Origin of the sequence: Streptomyces sp. 5-10 (assembly GCF_014712245.1) — a bacterium.
Taxonomy (GTDB): domain Bacteria; phylum Actinomycetota; class Actinomycetes; order Streptomycetales; family Streptomycetaceae; genus Streptomyces; species Streptomyces violaceusniger.
In genome coordinates this window covers 290290-307884 of record NZ_JACVYG010000003.1, presented here as the reverse complement: position 1 = coordinate 307884, position 17595 = coordinate 290290, and the positions used below count along the sequence as shown (strand labels likewise).

Annotated in this window: 11 protein-coding genes; 2 read left to right on the top strand and 9 right to left on the bottom strand. The window is 72.5% G+C overall.

Translation table 11 applies throughout. The annotated features are described in order from the left end of the window. Together IEJ02_RS05815 and IEJ02_RS05810 are read left to right on the top strand one after the other, a co-directional pair. Complete coding sequence (locus IEJ02_RS05815; protein WP_191063701.1) at positions 1–6729, top strand: condensation domain-containing protein; 6729 nt, start codon at positions 1–3, stop codon at positions 6727–6729. 77 nt (positions 6730–6806) lie between these two features. Then, positions 6807–7982 carry a serine hydrolase domain-containing protein gene (locus IEJ02_RS05810; protein WP_191063700.1) on the top strand — a complete coding sequence of 392 codons (1176 nt, stop codon included), beginning with the start codon at positions 6807–6809 and terminating at the stop codon, positions 7980–7982. A 66-nt stretch (positions 7983–8048) separates the two neighbouring features. Here the strand turns inward: IEJ02_RS05810 and IEJ02_RS05805 are convergent, their stop codons facing one another. From IEJ02_RS05805 to IEJ02_RS05765, 9 genes are all read right to left on the bottom strand, one after another. Continuing rightward, positions 8049–8837, bottom strand: a complete 789-nt coding sequence (locus IEJ02_RS05805) for a YqjF family protein (protein WP_191063699.1) — start codon at positions 8835–8837, stop codon at positions 8049–8051. Positions 8838–8872: 35 nt separating this feature from the next. After that, complete coding sequence (locus IEJ02_RS05800) at positions 8873–10048, bottom strand: CaiB/BaiF CoA transferase family protein (protein ID WP_191063698.1); 1176 nt, start codon at positions 10046–10048, stop codon at positions 8873–8875. Positions 10049–10126: 78 nt separating this feature from the next. Further along, a complete protein-coding gene (locus IEJ02_RS05795) occupies positions 10127–11095 on the bottom strand; it encodes an acetylxylan esterase (RefSeq protein ID WP_191063697.1) in 969 nt (322 codons plus the stop codon). Positions 11096–11200: 105 nt separating this feature from the next. Then, positions 11201–12244: a LacI family DNA-binding transcriptional regulator gene (locus tag IEJ02_RS05790; RefSeq protein WP_191063696.1), complete on the bottom strand. Its 1044-nt coding sequence runs from the start codon at positions 12242–12244 to the stop codon at positions 11201–11203. A gap of 249 nt (positions 12245–12493) precedes the next feature. Next, positions 12494–13330, bottom strand: a complete 837-nt coding sequence (locus IEJ02_RS05785; RefSeq protein ID WP_137981670.1) for an amino acid ABC transporter ATP-binding protein — start codon at positions 13328–13330, stop codon at positions 12494–12496. Between the two features lie 5 nt (positions 13331–13335). Further along, a complete protein-coding gene (locus IEJ02_RS05780) occupies positions 13336–14121 on the bottom strand; it encodes an amino acid ABC transporter permease (RefSeq protein ID WP_191063695.1) in 786 nt (261 codons plus the stop codon). Positions 14122–14162: 41 nt separating this feature from the next. After that, the gene (locus IEJ02_RS05775; protein ID WP_191063694.1) at positions 14163–14960 is read right to left on the bottom strand and encodes a basic amino acid ABC transporter substrate-binding protein; all 798 of its coding nucleotides are present in this window, start codon (positions 14958–14960) and stop codon (positions 14163–14165) included. Positions 14961–15090: 130 nt separating this feature from the next. Beyond that, positions 15091–15318 carry an SGM_3592 family protein gene (locus IEJ02_RS05770; protein ID WP_044567238.1) on the bottom strand — a complete coding sequence of 76 codons (228 nt, stop codon included), beginning with the start codon at positions 15316–15318 and terminating at the stop codon, positions 15091–15093. A gap of 122 nt (positions 15319–15440) precedes the next feature. After that, positions 15441–17417, bottom strand: coding sequence for a glycoside hydrolase family 127 protein (locus tag IEJ02_RS05765; RefSeq protein ID WP_191063693.1), 1977 nt, complete (start codon positions 17415–17417; stop codon positions 15441–15443). Positions 17418–17595: the final 178 nt, after the last annotated feature.

The following is a 17595-nucleotide window of genomic DNA, read 5'->3' as shown; positions in this document are numbered from 1 at the left end:
GTGTCCCCGGCTGAGAACACCCCGTACCCCGGAACGGCCGAGGACAGCGGGACGCTGCTCTTCCCCACGTCCTACGCGCAGCAGCGCATGTGGTTCTTCCACCGCCTGGAGCGGGGCAACCCGTACTACAACATCCCGCTGGCCCTGCGGCTGACCGGCGTCGTGGACCCCGGCGCGCTGCGGTCCGCCCTCGACAGCGTCGTGGCGCGCCACGAGATCCTGCGCACCACCTTCGTCGAGCAGGACGGCGAGCCGCTGCAGCGGGTGTCGGCCCGTGGCACCGCCGCGCTCGAAACGGTGGGCCTGCCGGCCGACCAGGAGCAGGAGTGGGCCCAGGAGTGGATTGCCCGCCCCTTCGACCTCGCCACCGGGCCGCTGTTCCGGGCCGCGCTGCTGACCACCGCACCCGACCGGCACCTGCTGCTGCTGTGCCTGCACCACATCGTCACCGACGGCTGGTCGCTCAACATCCTGACCCGCGAACTCGCCGCCTACTACCGGGAATACCTCACCGGGCGGCCCGCGGCACTCGCGCCCCTGCCGATCCAGTACGCGGACTTCGCCGAGTGGCAGCGCGACCGGCTCGGCGGCGGTGAGCTGGACCGCGGGCTCGCCCACTGGCGTGAACAACTGCGCGGTGAACTCCCGGTGCTGCGCATGCCCACCGACCGGCCGCGCCCCGAGACGCAGAGCTTCCGCGGAGCGCGCGTGGACTTCGCGCTGCCGGACGACGTGACCGCCGGCCTGCGCGAGGTCGGGCGTTCCTGCGGCGCGACGCTCTTCATGACCCTCTTCTCGGGCGTGGCAGCCCTGCTGCACCGCTACACGGGCCAGGACGACATTCTCATCGGCTCGCCCATCGCGGGCCGGGACCAGGCCGACACCGAGCCGCTGCTGGGCCTGTTCGTCAATACCCTCACCCTGCGCGGCGACCTCTCCGGCGAGCCGACGTTCACCGAACTGCTGGCCCGGACACGTCGGATGTGTGCGGGCGCGTACTCTCACCAGGACGTCCCGCTCGACAAACTGGTGGAGGCCCTCCAGCCGGAGCGCGACCCGGGCCGCAACCCCCTCTTCCAGACCATGTTCGCGCTGCAGAACCCACCCCGCATGGAGTTCTCCCTGCCGGGCGCCGAGCTGCGCGCGGAGGCGATGCCCCGCGAGTCCACCAGGTTCGACCTGGAGTTCCACCTGTGGGAGGACGGAAGCCGGCTGCACGGCGCCGTCGTGTACAGCACCGACCTCTTCGACCGGGCCACCGTGACGCGCCTGACCGGCCATCTGTGCCGGCTGCTCGCCGAGGTGGTGCGTGCCCCCCAAGTCCCCGTCGCGGACCTGCCGATGCAGGACGAGGACCGGCCCGCCGGCGCGGCGGCGGGTACCCGGAACGAGCACGCGACCGTGCCCGGGGCCTTCGCCGCACAGGCGAGCCGCACCCCCGGGGCCGTCGCGGTCACCACGTCCGCCGGGTCCCTGGACTACGACCGGCTGCGCCGGCGGGTGGACGAGCTGACGCGGTGGCTGCGCGCCCGGGGCATCGCCCAGGGGCAGCGCGTCGGGCTGCACATGCGGCCGGGAACCGACTCCGTGGTGAGCGCCCTGGCCCTGCTCACCCTCGGCGCGGTCTGCGTCCCCGTGGACCCGGGCCTCCCGGCCGCTCCCGCCCTGCGGTGGATCGCCGCCACCGGTGTCGGCGTCCTGCTCACCGACCGTTCCTCCGCACTGCCGAAGCCCATGCCGGACACCGTCGACGCCATCGACATGACCACCGTCGATCTGCCCGGAACAGGAAGGACCGATCGCTCCTCGCTCCCGTCCCCCGGCACTGGCCCGCGGGGCGCGGACCCCGCATACGTCGTCCGGGGCGGCGACGGACCGGTCGTCCTCCGCCACGCAGACCTGTGCGACACCCTGGACTGGCTCCAGGAACGATTCGGACTCGGCCCGCACGACTCGGTCCTGCACCACACGACGGACGCGCTGCCCTCAGCCGTGCACGCGCTGCTGTGGCCGCTGCTGCACGGCGCCGCCGTGTGCCCGGCCCACCTCACCGACCTGGCGCGCCTCGGCGAGGTCGTGGAGGCCCACGCCGTCACGCTCGCCTTCCTGGCCCCCACCGCGCTGGGCGCCCTCGTCGCCCACGGGGAGGACACCACGCGAACCGGCGACCCCGGAACCGGGCACAGGGCGCCGGATCGCGCACGGCCGGGCCGACTGCGCCTGGTGCTCACCGATGACGGCCGCCTCACGGCCCGTCTCACCGACCGCTTCCACGCCGCTTGCGGCGCCGCGCTCCACCGGCTGTGGTCGCTCCCCGAGTCGGGCGGCTACATCGCCGCCCTGCACTGCCGGCCGGGACAGCGAGACGCTGACCTCGGCGCCGGCCGGGCCGGCAACCGGCCGGTCACCGTCGCCGACGACCGCGGCCGCGCCCTGCCCGACGGGGCGCCCGGACGGCTCCACACGCGACCGCCGGGGCACCCCGCCCCGCGGCCCACCACCCGCCACGGCCGGTGGCTCGCCGACGGCCGCCTCGCCGTGTCCGACGACGAGCCGCACCGGGTACGCATCGACGGACACGAAACCGGCCCCGCCGAGGTCGAGAACGCGCTTCTCACCGACGACTCGCTCAGCGCATGTGCCGTACTGCCCCGGATCACCACGGACGGGGTGGAAGAATTCGTCGCCTATGTGGTGCCCGCCGGCGCGTTCAGCGTGTCACGCCTCCGCGAGCGGGCCGCCGCCCTGCTGCCCGCGCCCCTCGTGCCGCGCGTCTGTGTCACCGTCACCACGCTGCCCCTCAACCGCCACGGCCACCTCGACGCCGGGGCCCTCACCGCGCTTCCCGTGATGGACGACGACCTCGTCGGCCGCTGGGAGCGGGAACTGCCCGGAGCCGCGGTGATCACCGAGGAGGACACGGGCCGGGAAGCCGAGGAGCGGGTCCATGTGGGCGAACTGGGCGCCGCCCCGGAACCGGAAGGGCCCGCGCAGGAGTCCGGCCCCGACCCGGCGCACCCGGCCGGCCTCCCCGCGCGCCCGGCGATCGCCGCCGGCCCGCCGGCCCCCGAACCCGGCGTCCGGACCCTGCCCGAGGCGCTGCACCGCGCGGCCGCCGCCGACCGGGGCGGCATGGTGCTCATCGGCCACGACGGGACGCGAAGGGACGTGAGCTACGCCGAACTGGCCACCGAAGCCGCCCGCGTACGGTGCGGGCTGCGCGGCCTCGGCCTCGTCCCCGGGGACAGGGCCATCCTCCAGTGCCCGGACAACCACGACTACCTCACGGCCTTCTGGGCCTGTCTCCTCGGCGGTTTCATCCCCGTCCCCCTCGCCCCCAGCCCCAGCTACGAGGAGGACAACACCCAGGTCGACAGGTTGGAGAGCGCGTGGGAGCTGCTCGGCAGGCCGCTGGTGCTCGCCGATGCGGTGACCGCACGGGGCTTGCGCCGAGTCGCCGCCCGGCGCGGCTGGGGCGGGGCGCCGCGCCTTGGCGTTCTGGACGAACTCCGTGGCCACGAGCCCGACGGCAGCCCGCACACCCCCGACCCGGACGACATCGCGCTGCTGCTGCTCACCTCGGGCAGTACCGGCCGTCCGAAGGCGGTGCCGCTGCGCCACCGCAACGTCCTCGCCCGGTGCGCGGCGACCTCCGTGGCCAACGGCTTCGGACCCGATGAGGTGACGTTCAACTGGATGCCGCTCGACCATGTCGGCGGAGTCGTGATGTTCCATGTGCGCGACGTCTACCTGGGATGCGCTCAGATACACGCTCCGACATCGTGGGTCCTGGAGGAGCCACTGCGCTGGCTGGAGGCGGCCGACCGGCACCGGGTCACCCTCACCTGGGCGCCCAACTTCGCCTTCGGGCTGGTCAACGACCGCCTCGCACAGGGCGGCGGGCACGGCTGGGACCTGTCCTGCCTGCGGTTCATCCAGAACGCGGGCGAGGCCATCATGCCCCGCGTGGCCCGCCGCTTCCTCCAGGCACTGCGCCCGCTCGGGCTGCCGGAGACGGCGATGCGCCCGTCCTGGGGCATGTCCGAGACATCCTCGGCGGTCACCTATTCGGACACCTTCACCCTCGCGACCACCAGCGACACCGACCCCTTCACCGAAGTGGGCCGCCCTCTGCCCGGCACGGTGGTGCGCATCGCGGACGACAGCGGTGAGACGGCTCAGGAGGGCGTTCCCGGCCGCCTGCTGATCAAGGGCCCCACGGTCATCTCCGGCTACGAGGGAAACGAGGAGGAGAACCGCGCCTCGTTCACCGCGGACGGCTGGTTCGAGACCGGTGACCTCGGCGTCGTCCGCGACGGCGTGCTCACCATCACCGGCCGGGCCAAGGACGTTCTCATCGTCAACGGCGTCAACTACTACTGCCACGAGATCGAGTCGGTGGTGGAGGAACTGGACTCGGTCGAGAACTCCTGGACCGCCGCCTGCGCGGTGCGGGACGCCGACGCGACCACCGACGGGCTCGCCCTGTTCTTCCATCTCCGCTCCGGGGCCGACACGGCGGACACCATCCGGGAGATCCGCGGCCTGCTGGTGGACCGCGTGGGCATCAACCCGCGCCATGTGCTGCCCGTGGAGCGGCGGGACATCCCCAAGACCGAGATCGGCAAGATCCAGCGGGCCAGGCTGCGCGAGCGCTTCCAGAGCGGTGGCTTCGACGCCCTGGTGGCGGAGGTCGACCTGCTGCTGGGCAACGAGCGGACCCTGCCCAACTGGTTCCACGAACGCGTCTGGCGAGCCGCCCGGCCCATGCCCGGACCCGCCGCCGACCCCGGCACCGCCGTGCTCGTCCTGTCCGACGAGGACGGCCTGGCCGACCGGCTGACGGCGGAGCTCACGGCGAGCGGACGGCCATGGGCACGGGCCGACCGGGGCGAGGAGTACGGCCGGACGGGGGAGTGCCGCTACCGCATCCGTCCGGAGCGGGCGGAGGACCACGGACGGCTGCTCGACGCCCTGACGGCCGACGGGTTGGTGGTGGGCGAGATAGTGGACCTCACCACCTACGGGCCTCCGGGAACCCACGGCAGCCACGGGGCCGTTCCCGCGGACACCGCCGCTCTGGTCCACCTGCTCCAGGCCCTCGCCGCCCGCCGCGCCGACGACCGACGGGTCACCCTCCGGGTGGTGGGCCGCCACACCCAGCAGGTCGTCCCCGCCGATGTGCTCGACTGCGATCGTGCGGCCCGGCTCGCGTTGCTGGCGAGCCTCGCCCAGGAGGTGCCCTGGCTGCGCTGTTCCCACCTCGACCTGCCCGAGGCGCCGCCGGATCAGCAGATCACGCACGTGCTCTCCGAGCTGGCCGCCCGCCCCGGTGAGACGGAGGCCGCGGTACGGGACGGGAAGCGGCTGGTGCCGCGGCTCGCCGTACCACGCGCCCAGGGGCCCGCCCCGGCCGTTCCGTTCCGCCGCGGAGGGCTGTACGTCGTCAGCGGTGGGCTCGGCGGAATCGGGGTGGAGATCTGCGCCCACCTGCTGGACGCCTACGACGCCCGGCTGCTCGTCCTGGGCCGTACCCCCCTGCCGCCCGAAGCGGAGTGGGAGGCCCGTATCGCGACCGGCGACGACACGGGCCGCCGTCTGGAGGCGTACCGCGCGCTGCGCGCACGCGGCGAGCGCGTGCTCTACGCCACGGCCGATGTCTGCCGCGAGGACGAGGTGCGCGCGGCGCTGCGCCGGGCCGAGGACCGCTGGTCCGTCGCGCCGTCCGGTGTGATCCACCTCGCGGGAACCCTGCGCCGGCGCGCGTTCCTTGAGCAGACGGTGGACGAGCTGGCGGACGTGATGGCGCCCAAGGCGACCGGGGCCCGGGTGCTGCTCGACGGCCTCGGCGAAGCGGCGGACCCGGTCTTCATCGCGTTCTCCTCGGTCAACGGCTCACTGGGCGGTGCCATGGTCAGTGCCTACTCGGCGGGCAACGCCCATCTCGACGCGTTCGTCCGCAATCACTTCCGCGACCGCGGCGGCCGCTTTCACAGCCTCGCCTGGAGCATGTGGGACGGGACCGGCATGAGTCGCGATCAGGGCTTCGCCGACCCCGGCCGGGCCCGTGGGTTCCGTGCGATCGGGCGATCGGAGGGAACGCGGTCGTTCGTCCACGCTCTGCGCCAGAACCGACCTCACCTCTTCATCGGGCTGGACCCGGCCAAGCCCTGGATACGCGGCCGCCTCGACGCGCCCGTTCGCCCCGTCGAGCGGCTGACGGCCTACACGGAGGCCGGCTGCGGTTCCGCTCCGGACGCGCCGGCCACCCTGCCCGACCGCTACGGTGTGCCCGCCCCCTGCCGACGGGTGGAGCTGGACGAGCTGCCACGAACGGCCACCGGAACCGTGGACCGAGACGCCCTCCGCGACGCCGGCCGTCCCCGTGACGAGGCGGACGTGGCTGGGCCGACACAACAGCTGATCGCCCGGATCTGGTGTGAGGTGCTGGGCCTGGACCGGGTCGGGCCGCGGGAGAACTTCTTCGACCTGGGTGGCCACTCGTTGCAGCTGTCCCGGGTGCACGGCCTGCTGGAGGCCGCGCTGGAGCGGGAGTTCTCCATGGTCAATCTCTTCCGCCACCCGACGGTCGGCGCCCTGTCCGATTTTCTCGACGGTGCAACCGGCACCGCCGCGGGCGTCTCTCCGGAGCCGAGCCGCCACAAGGGCCAGGAACGTGCCCGCCGTCGCCAGTCGGCGGCGGCGCGAGGGCGCCACCGCCGAGGCTGACGAACCACGGCCCGGACGCACTGCGCAGCGCGCCGGGGCCCGCACCCCACTGGAACCGACACAGAAGGAAACACCCCATGCCCACATGTGCGTTACGCGTTGCACGCTCTCCGCTGACCCGCGCCGCGACAGTGATCGCCGCGGTGGTGGCCCTGGCGGTCCCGGTCGGCACGGCCAGCGCCTCCGAGTCCGCCACGGGGCTGAAGCCGGCTACCCAGCAGGCACTGGACGCCCTGCACACCAAGGGCGACATGCCCGGCGTCGCGGCGCTGACGGAGACGTCGGGACAGGCCGCCTTCGGCTCCGCCGGGTTCGCGGACACCAGTACCGGGCGCGAGCGTACTGCCGCCGACCACATCCGGGCCGGCAGCATCACCAAGACCTTCATCAGCGTGGTCCTGCTCCAGTTGGAGGCCGAAGGCCGGCTGAGCCTCGACGACTCCGTGGAAAAGCGCCTCCCCGGGGTACTCCAGGGCAACGGCAACGACGGCAGCAAGGTCACCATCCGGCAGCTGCTCAACCACACCAGCGGCGTTCCCGACATGGTGGCCACGCCGGAGTGGCGGGCATACATGAACGGTGAGGGCTTCCTCGCCCATCGCTACGAGACCCGCACTCCGCAGCAGATCGTCGACATGGCGCTCAAGTACGCTCCCGACTTCGAACCGGGCAAGGGCTGGAACTACTCCAACACCAACTACGTACTCGCCGGAATGATCATCGACAAGGTGACCGGCAGCACCTACGCCAAGGAGGCCGAACGACGCATCATCCAGCCCCTGGGCCTGACGCGGACGACGTTCCCGGGCATCGACCCCACCATGCCCTCCCCGCACCCGATCGGGTACTCCAAGCTGTACGCGGCCAACCCCGGTCCCGAGGTCTACGACGCCACCGAGTACAACCCCGCCTGGTCGGGTGCCACGGGCGAGGTCATCAGCACCGAAGGAGACCTCAACCGGTTCTACAGCGCCCTGGTGAAGGGCTCGCTGCTGCCGCCCGCCCAGCAGAAGGAACTGCTCACGACCGTCGAGACAGGCACCTTCTACGACTACGGGCTGGGAGTGATCGTTCGCACCCTCACCTGTGGGGTGAAGGTGTACGGCCATGACGGCGTCGTCTGGGGGTCCCTGACCAGCGCGGCGACGACGGCCGACGGAAGGCACAGCCTCACCTTCCAGATCAACGGGGACTGGCTGGAGGACGGCCAGCTCTACCAGGACGTATTCGAAGCGGAGTTCTGCGCGAAGTAGCGGAAGCCCGCGGTTGGGGGCGGGTTCACATCCTGCCGTCCCGGCGATGCGGAGGGCCCTCACAGGTCAACACCTGTGAGGTCCCTCTTTTCGCGCTGAGGCGTTCCGGGGCTGGGTGATCGAAACTCGGTGCGGGGTCCCGAAGCGCACGGCGACCCCGGGGGAGTAGAGCACACTCACCGGCGGGCCCGTCATGGGCGGCAGGCCCGCGGTGGCGATCAGGTCGTCGTCGAGGTCGAGCAGCTCGGCCCGGTGCAGCGGCCACGGTGCGTGGTCGTTCGGCAGGTGCACCGTGCGGCCGTGCCACGCCACGTGCAGCCCCCACCGGGCGGTCAGGAACCGTTCCAGCCGTGTGGGCTCCGCGATGGCCCCGGCTATCCTCACCACGGCCCGGCTCGTGCGCCCCCGGGCCGCCCGGCGCCGTCGCGGGCCGCAGCTGTAGGTGATCACATCACGCTCGCGGCGCAGCCGCATCGTGGACCACCGATAGGGCAGCCGGACGGTGAGCCGGCCCACCAGCACGGGGAGCAGCCGGGCCGCGTCCAGGGACCGGAACACCACACCACGCCGGCCCTGCCCGTCCACCGAGTACAGCCGCACGTTCGTCTCGCAGAACGTGCCCAGATACGGCAGGCCCGGCCCCGGCCCGAAGCCCACGCCGCGCATCAGGAACGGGACCAGCCCGACATAGGTGACACCGTCGAGGGTGTCCGGGCGCGTACCGGCGGGCAGCAGCGGGGCCACGTGCTCCGGCTCCACCGGCCAGTGCAGGAAGGTGAGTTCATCCCAGCGCTGGACCAGCGTCGGCCGTCGCACGGGCCGTGGCGTGGACAGCGTGATCGGCTCGATCTCCATGACCGGCGTCCTAGCACAGGAGTCCGGGCCGCCTGTCAGGCGGGTCCCGGATTCCCCGGGCGGGGGACCGGCCCGGAGAACTCGGCGCGCACCGCATCCGTGTGCTCGCCCAGCCCCGGCACCGGCCGCATCGGCGCCCTGCGGCCCGCCACCTCCACCGGCGGCAGCAGACCGCGCAGTGGCCCGACCGGGGAGCCGAACTCGCCCCAGCGGTCGCGGGCGTCGAACTGGGGGTGGGCGGAGAACTCCGCGAGGTCGCGCAGCCGTGCGTTGGCGATACCAGCCCCGTCCAGCAGCGCGATCAGGCCCTCGGCGGTGTGGTCCGCGAAGCACGCCTCCAACTCGGCCGTCAGCTCCTCGTCATGGGTGCGGCGCAGCGGGTTGTCCGCGAAGCGCGGATCGCGGATCAGCTCCGGGCGGCGGAGCACCCGCTCGCACAGGGCCACCCATTCACGGTCGCTCTGCACACTCAGGAACACCTGACCGCCGTCCCCGCAGCGGTAGGCGCCGTACGGCGAGATGGACGGATGGCGGGCGCCGCTGCGGACGACTCCGGCACCGCCGTACGCCTGGGCGAAATAGGGGTGGCCCATCCACTCGCCCAGCGCGTCGAGCAGGCTCACGCTCAGATCGGTCCCGGCGCCGGTGCGCTCCCGCTCGTACAGTGCGGTGAGGATGCCGGTGTAGGCGTACATCCCGCCCGCGATATCGGCGATCGAGATCCCGGGGCGGGCCGGCGCCTCCGGGCTGCCGGTGATCGACAGCAACCCCGCCTCGCACTGGATCAGCAGGTCGTACGCCTTCTTCTCGCGGTACGGGCCGCTGTCCCCGTATCCGGAGATCGCGCAGGTGATCAGGCGGGGGTGGGCGGCCCGCAGCGTCTTAGCCCCCAGGCTCAGCCGGTCCACGGCGCCGGGCGCCAGATTGTGTACGAACACGTCGGCGCGGGCGAGCATCGCCCCGAGCAGCGCCCGGTCGGTGGCGTCCTTGACATCGAGGACGACGCTCTCCTTGCCGCGGTTGACCCAGACGAAGTAGGCCGACGCGCCCCTGACCTCGCGGTCGTACTCGCGGGCGAAGTCCCCGCGCCCCGGCCGCTCCACCTTGATGACCCTGGCGCCCAGATCGGCGAGCTGACGGGTGGCGAACGGGGCGGCGACAGCCTGCTCCAGGGCGACGACGGTGATGCCTTCCAGCGGTTGCGCGGGCACGGGCGGCTCCTTCGGTGCGGGTAGCCTCTGTCTACCCCGTGCCGGGCGGCGATCGAACCGCCGCCCGGCACGTCCGGATCAGCCCAGCAGCCTCCGTAGATAGGCGATCTGCTCGGCCTGCTGATGGGTGCCGCCGCCCTCGTGGCCGTTGAAGGACCACACCCTGAGGTCCTTCCTCCCGGCGTAGTGGTGATAGGCGGCGAAGCCGCAGGAGGTCGGGGTGATCTCATCGCGCAGGGCGGTCGAGAACAGCGCCGGCGCGTTGGCGCGGGCTGCGAAGTTGAGCCCGTCGAAGTGGTCGAGCGTGGCGAACACCCGCTCCGTCAGCTCGCGCTGTCCCGCGCAGAACCGGGCCAGTTCGCCATAGGGGTCGGCATCCGTGATCTCGACCGCGCGCCGGATGTGGGTCATGAACGGCACATCCACCAGCGCCGCCGTCAGATCCGGCACCAGCCCGGCCGCCGCCAGGGCCAGCGCGCCGCCCTGGCTGCCCCCGCTGACCACGATCCGCGCGGGGTCCACCAGCGGATGCTCACGGGCGGCCTCCACCGCCCGCACCGCGTCGGTGTACAGCCGGCGGTAGTAGTAGTCGTCCGGGGAGAGGACGCCGTGGGTCATCTTGCCGGGTGTCTCGGGACCGGTGCCGCCGACCGGATCGGGGGTGACACCGGGGGAGTGCTGGACCCACCCCTGGCCCCGGCTGTCCATCACGAAGACCGCGTAGCCCACCGACGGCCACAGCAGCCAGTTGTGCGGCAGCCCCCGGCCGCCGTTGTAGCCGAGGTACTGCACCACGCACGGCAGCGGGCCCGCCACGTCCCGCGGGGCCAGCAGCCAGCCGCGTATCCGGTGCCCGCCGAAGCCGGAGAACTCCACGTCGTAGGTGTGCACACGGGCCAGCCCGGTGTCCTCCTCGGTGAACACCGCGTTCAGCTCGCGGGTGCGGGCCTCGGCGAGGGTCCGCGTCCAGAAGGCGTCGAAGCCGTCCGGCTCGGGGAGCGGGGGCCGGTAGGTGCGCAGCTGCTCCAGGGGCAGATCGATGAACACGGTGGGCGTACCTCCGTAGCGATCGATGCGGTGAAGGGGTGTGCGCTCAGGAGCCGAGTGAGGGGTCGGGATGTCCGGCCATCCGTGCAGTGTTCGACTCCTCGGTCATGAGGGAGCGTGGTGCGGCGGAGCGGTACTGGACCGGACCATGAGCCGGGTGGACAGCTCGGTCCGGATGGCCTCCGGCACCTCGCCGGTCATCAGCCGCAGCAGTGTGCGCAGCGCCGCGCCCGCCATCTCCGACAGCGGCTGGCGGACCGTCGTCAGCGCGGGCGTGATCCAGCGGGCCTGCGGCAGATCGTCGAAGCCCACGACGCTGATGTCCCGCGGCACCCTCAACCCCCGCCCCCTGACCGCCTGGTACACGCCCGGCACCATCTGATCGGAGCAGACGAAGACGGCCGTGGGCGGCTCGGGCAGATCCAGCAGCGCACCCATCCGGTGGCGCGCCCCGGCCTCGCTGATCTCGCCGTAGCGGACATACGCGGACGGCACCGGTAACCCGGCCGCCGCCATCGCCGAACGGTACCCGGCGACCCGGCCGCCGTCGCGCGCCGCCCGCCCCGGGCCGCCGATCACCGCGATCCGGCGGTGCCCCAGTCCGATGAGGTGCTCGGTCGCGGCCATCCCGCCCTGCCAGTTGGCGGCCGCCACGGACGGCACCCCGGGTGGCGGGTCGTTCGCGGGGTCGATCAGCACAAACGGGATCCGCCGCTCATCGAGCCAGGAGTACTGGGCGGGGGCGAGCTCGATGAGATGGAACAGCACACCCGAGCTGCCCCGGGCGTACAGCTTCTCCGGCCAGCCGTACTCGAGCCGGCCGCCCCGGCTCCGGGTGGCCGCGGCCGAGACCACCACCTCGAGTCCCGCCTCGTGCGCGGCCTCCGCCGCGCCGTGCAGCGCCGCCCCCGACCAGGCGCTGTCGAGTGAGTGCACCACCAGGTCGACGATCGCGGTCGGCTTGGGCGCCTCACAGCGCGGCCTGCGGATGTACCCCAGGCGGTCCAGGACCTCGGTGACCCGGCGGCGGGTCTCGGGGGCCACGTCCTCCCGGCCGTTGACCACCTTCGACGCGGTCGGCACCGACACACCCGCCTCACGGGCGACGACCGCCAGTGTGGGCCCCGTCGATCCCGAGGAACGAGCCATTGAGACTCCCTTCCCTAACCGCCCACGTGGAACCCCTGACCGGGCAGTAATCGGTTACCAACCCTAAGGCCGCCTCAAGTCGCCGGGAAGACCCCGGTCGTCGAGGCGGGAGGCCCGCGACTCCTTGTCGCCGCCGCCCGCGACAAGGTTGCCCGGGCCGGGCCCCGCGGACCTCGTTCCTGGCCCCGGACGGCGACCACCCCGCGTTTCGCCCGCTGACCAGCCCACGGACCCGCGCGCGCACAGGGCTCAGCGGTCGATCCGCGCTCCGTGCGGGCCCGTGTCCGGCACCTCCCCGACCCGCGCCGCGGCCGGGTTCAGCACCCGGGTGAGAAAGGCCCGGGTGCGGGGGTGGACCGGATCGGACACGACCTGCTCCGGTCCGCCCTCCTCCACGATCACCCCGTCGTCCATGAACACGACCCGGTCCGCGACCTCCCGCGCGAAGCTCATCTCATGGGTGACCACCAGCATCGTCATCCCCTCGTCGGCCAGGGCGCGCATCACCGCCAGCACATCGCCGACCAGCTCCGGATCGAGCGCCGAGGTCGGCTCGTCGAAGAGCATCAGCTCCGGGTCCATCGACAGCGCCCGCGCGATGGCCACCCGCTGCTGCTGGCCGCCCGACAGCTGCGCCGGATAGGCCGACTCCTTGTCGCCCAGGCCGACTCGCCGCAGAGTCTCCCGCGCGATCCGTGCCGCCTCCGCCTTGTCGCGGCGCAGCACCCGCCGCTGGGCGATGGTCAGGTTCTCCAGGGCGGTCAGATGCGGAAAGAGGTTGAACGCCTGGAACACCATGCCGATCCGCCGCCGCACCCGGTCGATGTCCACATCCGGGTCGGTGACCTCGGTGCCCGCCACGGTGACCGAGCCCGAGGTCGGCTCCTCCAGGAGGTTCACACAGCGCAGCAGCGTCGACTTGCCGGATCCCGACGGGCCGATGACACAGACCACCTCACCCCGGCGGACGGTGAGATCGATGCCCTTGAGTACCTCCAGCTCGCCGAAGGACTTGTGCAGACCCGCCACCCGGATGGCGACGCCGTCCGCCTCGCCAGTCCCCTTCGCCTCCGTCGTCTCCTTCACCCCGGTCACCTCGCCTTCGCCGCACGGGCCTCGAGCCGGCGCACCAGGTGGCCGAGCGGAACGGTGATGATCAGGTAGCACACCCCGGCGACCAGGATCGGGGTGAGGCTGCGGTGCTGATTCAGCGCGTCCCGGCCGAACTTGGACAGCTCGTACTGGTCCAGGGAGAGCCCCAGGAGATAGACCAGGGAGGAGTCCTTGGTCAGCAGCACCAGTTCATTGGTGAGCGGCGGCAGGACGATCCGGAACGCCTGCGGGATGATGATCGAGGCCATCGCCCGGCTGTGGGACATGCCCAGCGAACGCGCCGCCTCCATCTGCCCCTTGGGCACCGCCTGGATGCCCGCCCGCATGGTCTCCGCGATGTAGGCGGCGCCGACGAGCCCCAGCGCCAGCATGACCGTGACATACCGGTCCAGCGCCACCTGGAAGGCGAGCGGCACCCCGAAGCCGAGCGCGATGAACACCAGCAGCGCGGGCACCCCGCGGAAGAACTCGATGTAGGCCACCGCCAGCCAGCGGTACGGCGGCACCTGCGAGAGCCGCATCAGCGCCAGCACCACCCCGAGGACCAGCCCGAAGCCGAAGCCGAGCAGGGTGTAGACGACGGTGTTGACCAGGGCGGTGGTGATGATGTCGGGAAACAGGGACCGGGCGACCTCGGCGTCGAAGAACGCGCGCCGCAGTTCACCCCAGTCGGCGGCCAGGACGATGGCGAGCAGCAGGGCGATCAGCACGGCGTACTGCACCGCCCGTATCGCCCGCGCCCGCTGTCGGCGGGTCATTGCCATAAGTGTGCGGACTCCTCAGCTCCGATGGCCGTCGGCGGGCGTCACTTCTTGGGCGCGGTGCCGAACCACTTCTTGTAGATACGGTCGTAGGAGCCGTCCGCCCGGGCGTCCTTCAGCACCGCGTTGATCTTCTTGCGCAGTGCGTCATTGCCGGTCCGCACGGCGATGCCGTAACTCTCCCCGGTGTCGAACTCGGCCGTCACCGCGGTGTCGGGGTTGTCCTTGACGTAGTCGTAGAGCACGCCGTTGTCGTTGATGCCCGCGTCGGTCTGCCCGGTCTTGACGGCGGTCAGCAGCAGCGCCAGGTCCTCGAACTGGACCAGCTTCGCGCCCTTGGCGTGCTTCTGGGCGTAAGCCTCGCCGGTGGTCCCCTGCTGGACCGCGAGCTTCTTGCCCTTGAGGTCGGCGAGGGACGTGAACCGCTTGCCCTTGGCCGTGAGCAGCGCCTGCGTGGCCTCGAAATAGGGAGCGGAGAAGTCCAGGTTCTTCTCGCGCACCTCGGTGATGGTCATCCCGGCGGCGGCCACGTCGCACTGGTTGGTGTTGAGGTCCTCGCCGGACTGGATGCCCTCGAAGGGCGTGTCCACGATCTCCTGCTTCACATGGAGCGCCGAGGCCACGAGATCGACGATGTCCACATCGAAGCCGACGATCTTCTTGCCCTGCTTGGACTGGAAGGGCGGATAGGGCAGATGGGTGCAGGTCGTGAGCTTCCCGGAGTTCACCAGGCTGATGTCCTTGCCGCCGGACCCCGACGACTTGGTGCTGGTGCACCCGGCCAGCAGGGCGGATACGGCGGCGACGGCTATGACGGGCGGCAGGGCGGAGCGAGCGAACACGGCACCTCCGGGGGCAGGGTCGGCGAACGACCACGGATCTCATGATCAGTGAGTCGGGCCGCATCCTCCCACCGGAAGTGGCGCGGTGTCTTTACGCGTGCAATTGCGACCGGGTAACGGAGAGGCGAGGTCAGCGCCGCCGGCGCCGCCTGCGGCGCTTGCTCCAGAACCAGCCGGCCGGCGGCTCGTCCGCCCGCCAGGGCTGGGGCTCGGGCGCGCCGCGCCGCCAGCGCGCGGTCAGCATCCGGGTGCGCGCGGCGGGCTCGGTGACCTCGGCGTCCCGTATGAAGTCCGCGTCGAGGACGACGTCGTCCCAGTCGTCGGCGTCGTCCCCTGGGGGTGTGGATCCGGTGCTCACGGGGCACCTCCCGTCGGCCGGTGCCGCTCGGGCACAGGAGCGTGTTCCTCGAGCGATGAACGCGTGGGGTGTCCGCCGAGTTCCGGCGGACGCGGGGTGACCCATGCCCTGGTCGGCGAGGATCAGCCGGGCGGGGTCCGGACCGGGATCCACACCCGCATCGCGCCGGGCTCGCGGTTCGCCCACGCGTAGTACGGGATCGCGGTCACCGGGACCGGCTCGGGGGCCTTCGCGCCACCCGCGGCCCCGGCGGAGCCCGTACCGCCGCTCCGGTACGGCCACCAGCCCTCGCGCGCGACGGCGTGGGGCAGGGCCAGCGCGGTGATCACGGTCACCCCGCCCAGCAGCTCCGGCCGGTGCTCCGGGCTCGGCGCGGCATCCGGGTCGAGGTCGATGTCGTCCAGCCGCAGCCCGGCGGGCTGGTCGGGCTGCTCCAGGCAGTACACCAGCGGGCCGCGCTCGATCGCGGCACAGCCGCGCACCCCGTCGATCCGCGGATCGGGCCGGGTGAGCCGGGGGTCCAGGGGCAGGCTCAGCACCACCGTCTCACCGGGCCGCCAGCGCCGCCGCAGCCGCAGCCAGCCGTTCTCGGCCCGTTCGGCCACCGGCTCCCCGCCGACCGTCGCCTCGTACGTCCGCGCCCAGTGCGGGATGCGCAGCGACAGCGTCCAGTCCTCCTCCGGCGGGGCCGCGTCCACGACCACCGCGATCCGCCCCTCCCAGGGGTAGCCGGTCCCCACCCGCACCGCGCCGCCGCCCGCCTCGTACGAGCCGGACGCGTACTGGTGCAGCTGGAGCCCCCCGGCGTCGCCGCTCGCCATGTAGTGCGGCAGCGAGGCCAGCAGGCGCATCACGTTGGGCGGGCAGCAGGCGCACCGGAACCACGGCGTCCGGTGGGCGTTCTGGTCGCCGGTGGCCGCCTTACGGTGCTCATCGTCCTGGCGGACGTGCAGCGGATTCACATAGAGCCAGCGCTCACCGTCGATCGACACCCCCGACGCGAAGCCGTTGAACAGGGTCCGCTCCACCAGATCGCTGTAGCGGGCCTCCCCGGTCAGCAGCGCCATCCGCCAGCCGAAGTGGATGGCGGCGACGGCCGCGCAGGTCTCGGCGTACGCCCGGTCCGACGGCAGCTCGTACGCGTCCCCGAAGGACTCCAGCTCGTGCCGGGAGCCCACTCCGCCGGTCAGATAGGTCTTCGTCGCGGCCATGTCCTCCCACAGCCGCACCAGGGCGTCCCGCAGCCCCTTCTCGCCGGTCTCCGCCGCCACGTCGGCGGCCCCGGCCAGGAGGTACAGCTGGCGCACCGCGTGCCCGGCGACCGCCGTCGCCTCCCGCACCGGGACGTGGTCCTGCCAGTAGGGCGCCCCGGGGCGGGGGCCGGGCGAGCCCTCCGGCGGGCCGTCGCCGAGGCTGCCCCGCCCGCGCCGGTCCACGAAGTACCCGGCCAGATCGAGATAGCGCCGCTCACCGGTCTCCCGGTACAGCTCGACCAGCGCGGTCTCGATCTCCGGATGGCCGCACACCGTCTCGTCCTTGCCGGGCCCGAAGGTGGCGTCGATGAGATCGGCGTACCGCACCGCCACATCGAGCAGCCCGTCGCGGCCGGTGGCCCGGTGGTGGGCGACCGCGGCCTGGAGGAGATGGCCCGCGCAGTACAGCTCGTGCCCCCAGTGCGGATCCGCCCACCGCCGGGCGTCCGGGCCGAGCTGGTAGTACGTCTGGAGATAGCCGTCCTCGGCCTGGGCGGCCGCGACCAGCCCGGCCAGCCGCTCCACCTGCCGGGACAGCTCCTCCTCGGCCGGTCCCTCGGCGCCGTCGGCCAGCTGCCAGGACGCCGCCTCCAGCCACTTGTGCACATCGGAGTCCTGGAACGGGAAGTCGCCCCGGAAGCCGGACTCCTCCGGCGCCGCTCCCGCGGCGGCCCGGAGGTTGGCGAGATTGCCCGCCCGCTCCAGCCGGTCCGGCCCCTGGGGAACGCTCACCTCGGCGTTGACGCGGCGTCTGGCGGCCCAGAACCCCCCGGTGATCCGCGCCGTGGTGGCCGGGCGGAGCGCGGTGCGCGCTTCCCGGGAGAGCCGGATCGGACCTGCGGACATCCGCCCACCCCTTACGCCGCGCCGCCGGCCAAGCCCGTCTCCCGGTCACGCAGGAGTGGAAACCGGTTTCCGTCGCGAGCATATGGACGCCTTCTTCCGGCCGACAAGACCTCGCACACACCATTCGTCAACGGTCGACAACCGCAATCGCGGGCGGGCGAGACGGCCGGAGCGGCGG

Excerpts from the sequence above, each read along its gene's own strand:
- IEJ02_RS05810 (WP_191063700.1), top strand. The coding sequence starts at position 6,807 with ATGCCCACATGTGCGTTACGCGTTGCACGCTCTCCGCTGACCCGCGCC.
- IEJ02_RS05805 (WP_191063699.1), bottom strand. The coding sequence starts at position 8,837 with ATGGAGATCGAGCCGATCACGCTGTCCACGCCACGGCCCGTGCGACGG.
- IEJ02_RS05790 (WP_191063696.1), bottom strand. The coding sequence starts at position 12,244 with ATGGCTCGTTCCTCGGGATCGACGGGGCCCACACTGGCGGTCGTCGCC.
- IEJ02_RS05780 (WP_191063695.1), bottom strand. The coding sequence starts at position 14,121 with ATGGCAATGACCCGCCGACAGCGGGCGCGGGCGATACGGGCGGTGCAG.
- IEJ02_RS05765 (WP_191063693.1), bottom strand. The coding sequence starts at position 17,417 with ATGTCCGCAGGTCCGATCCGGCTCTCCCGGGAAGCGCGCACCGCGCTC.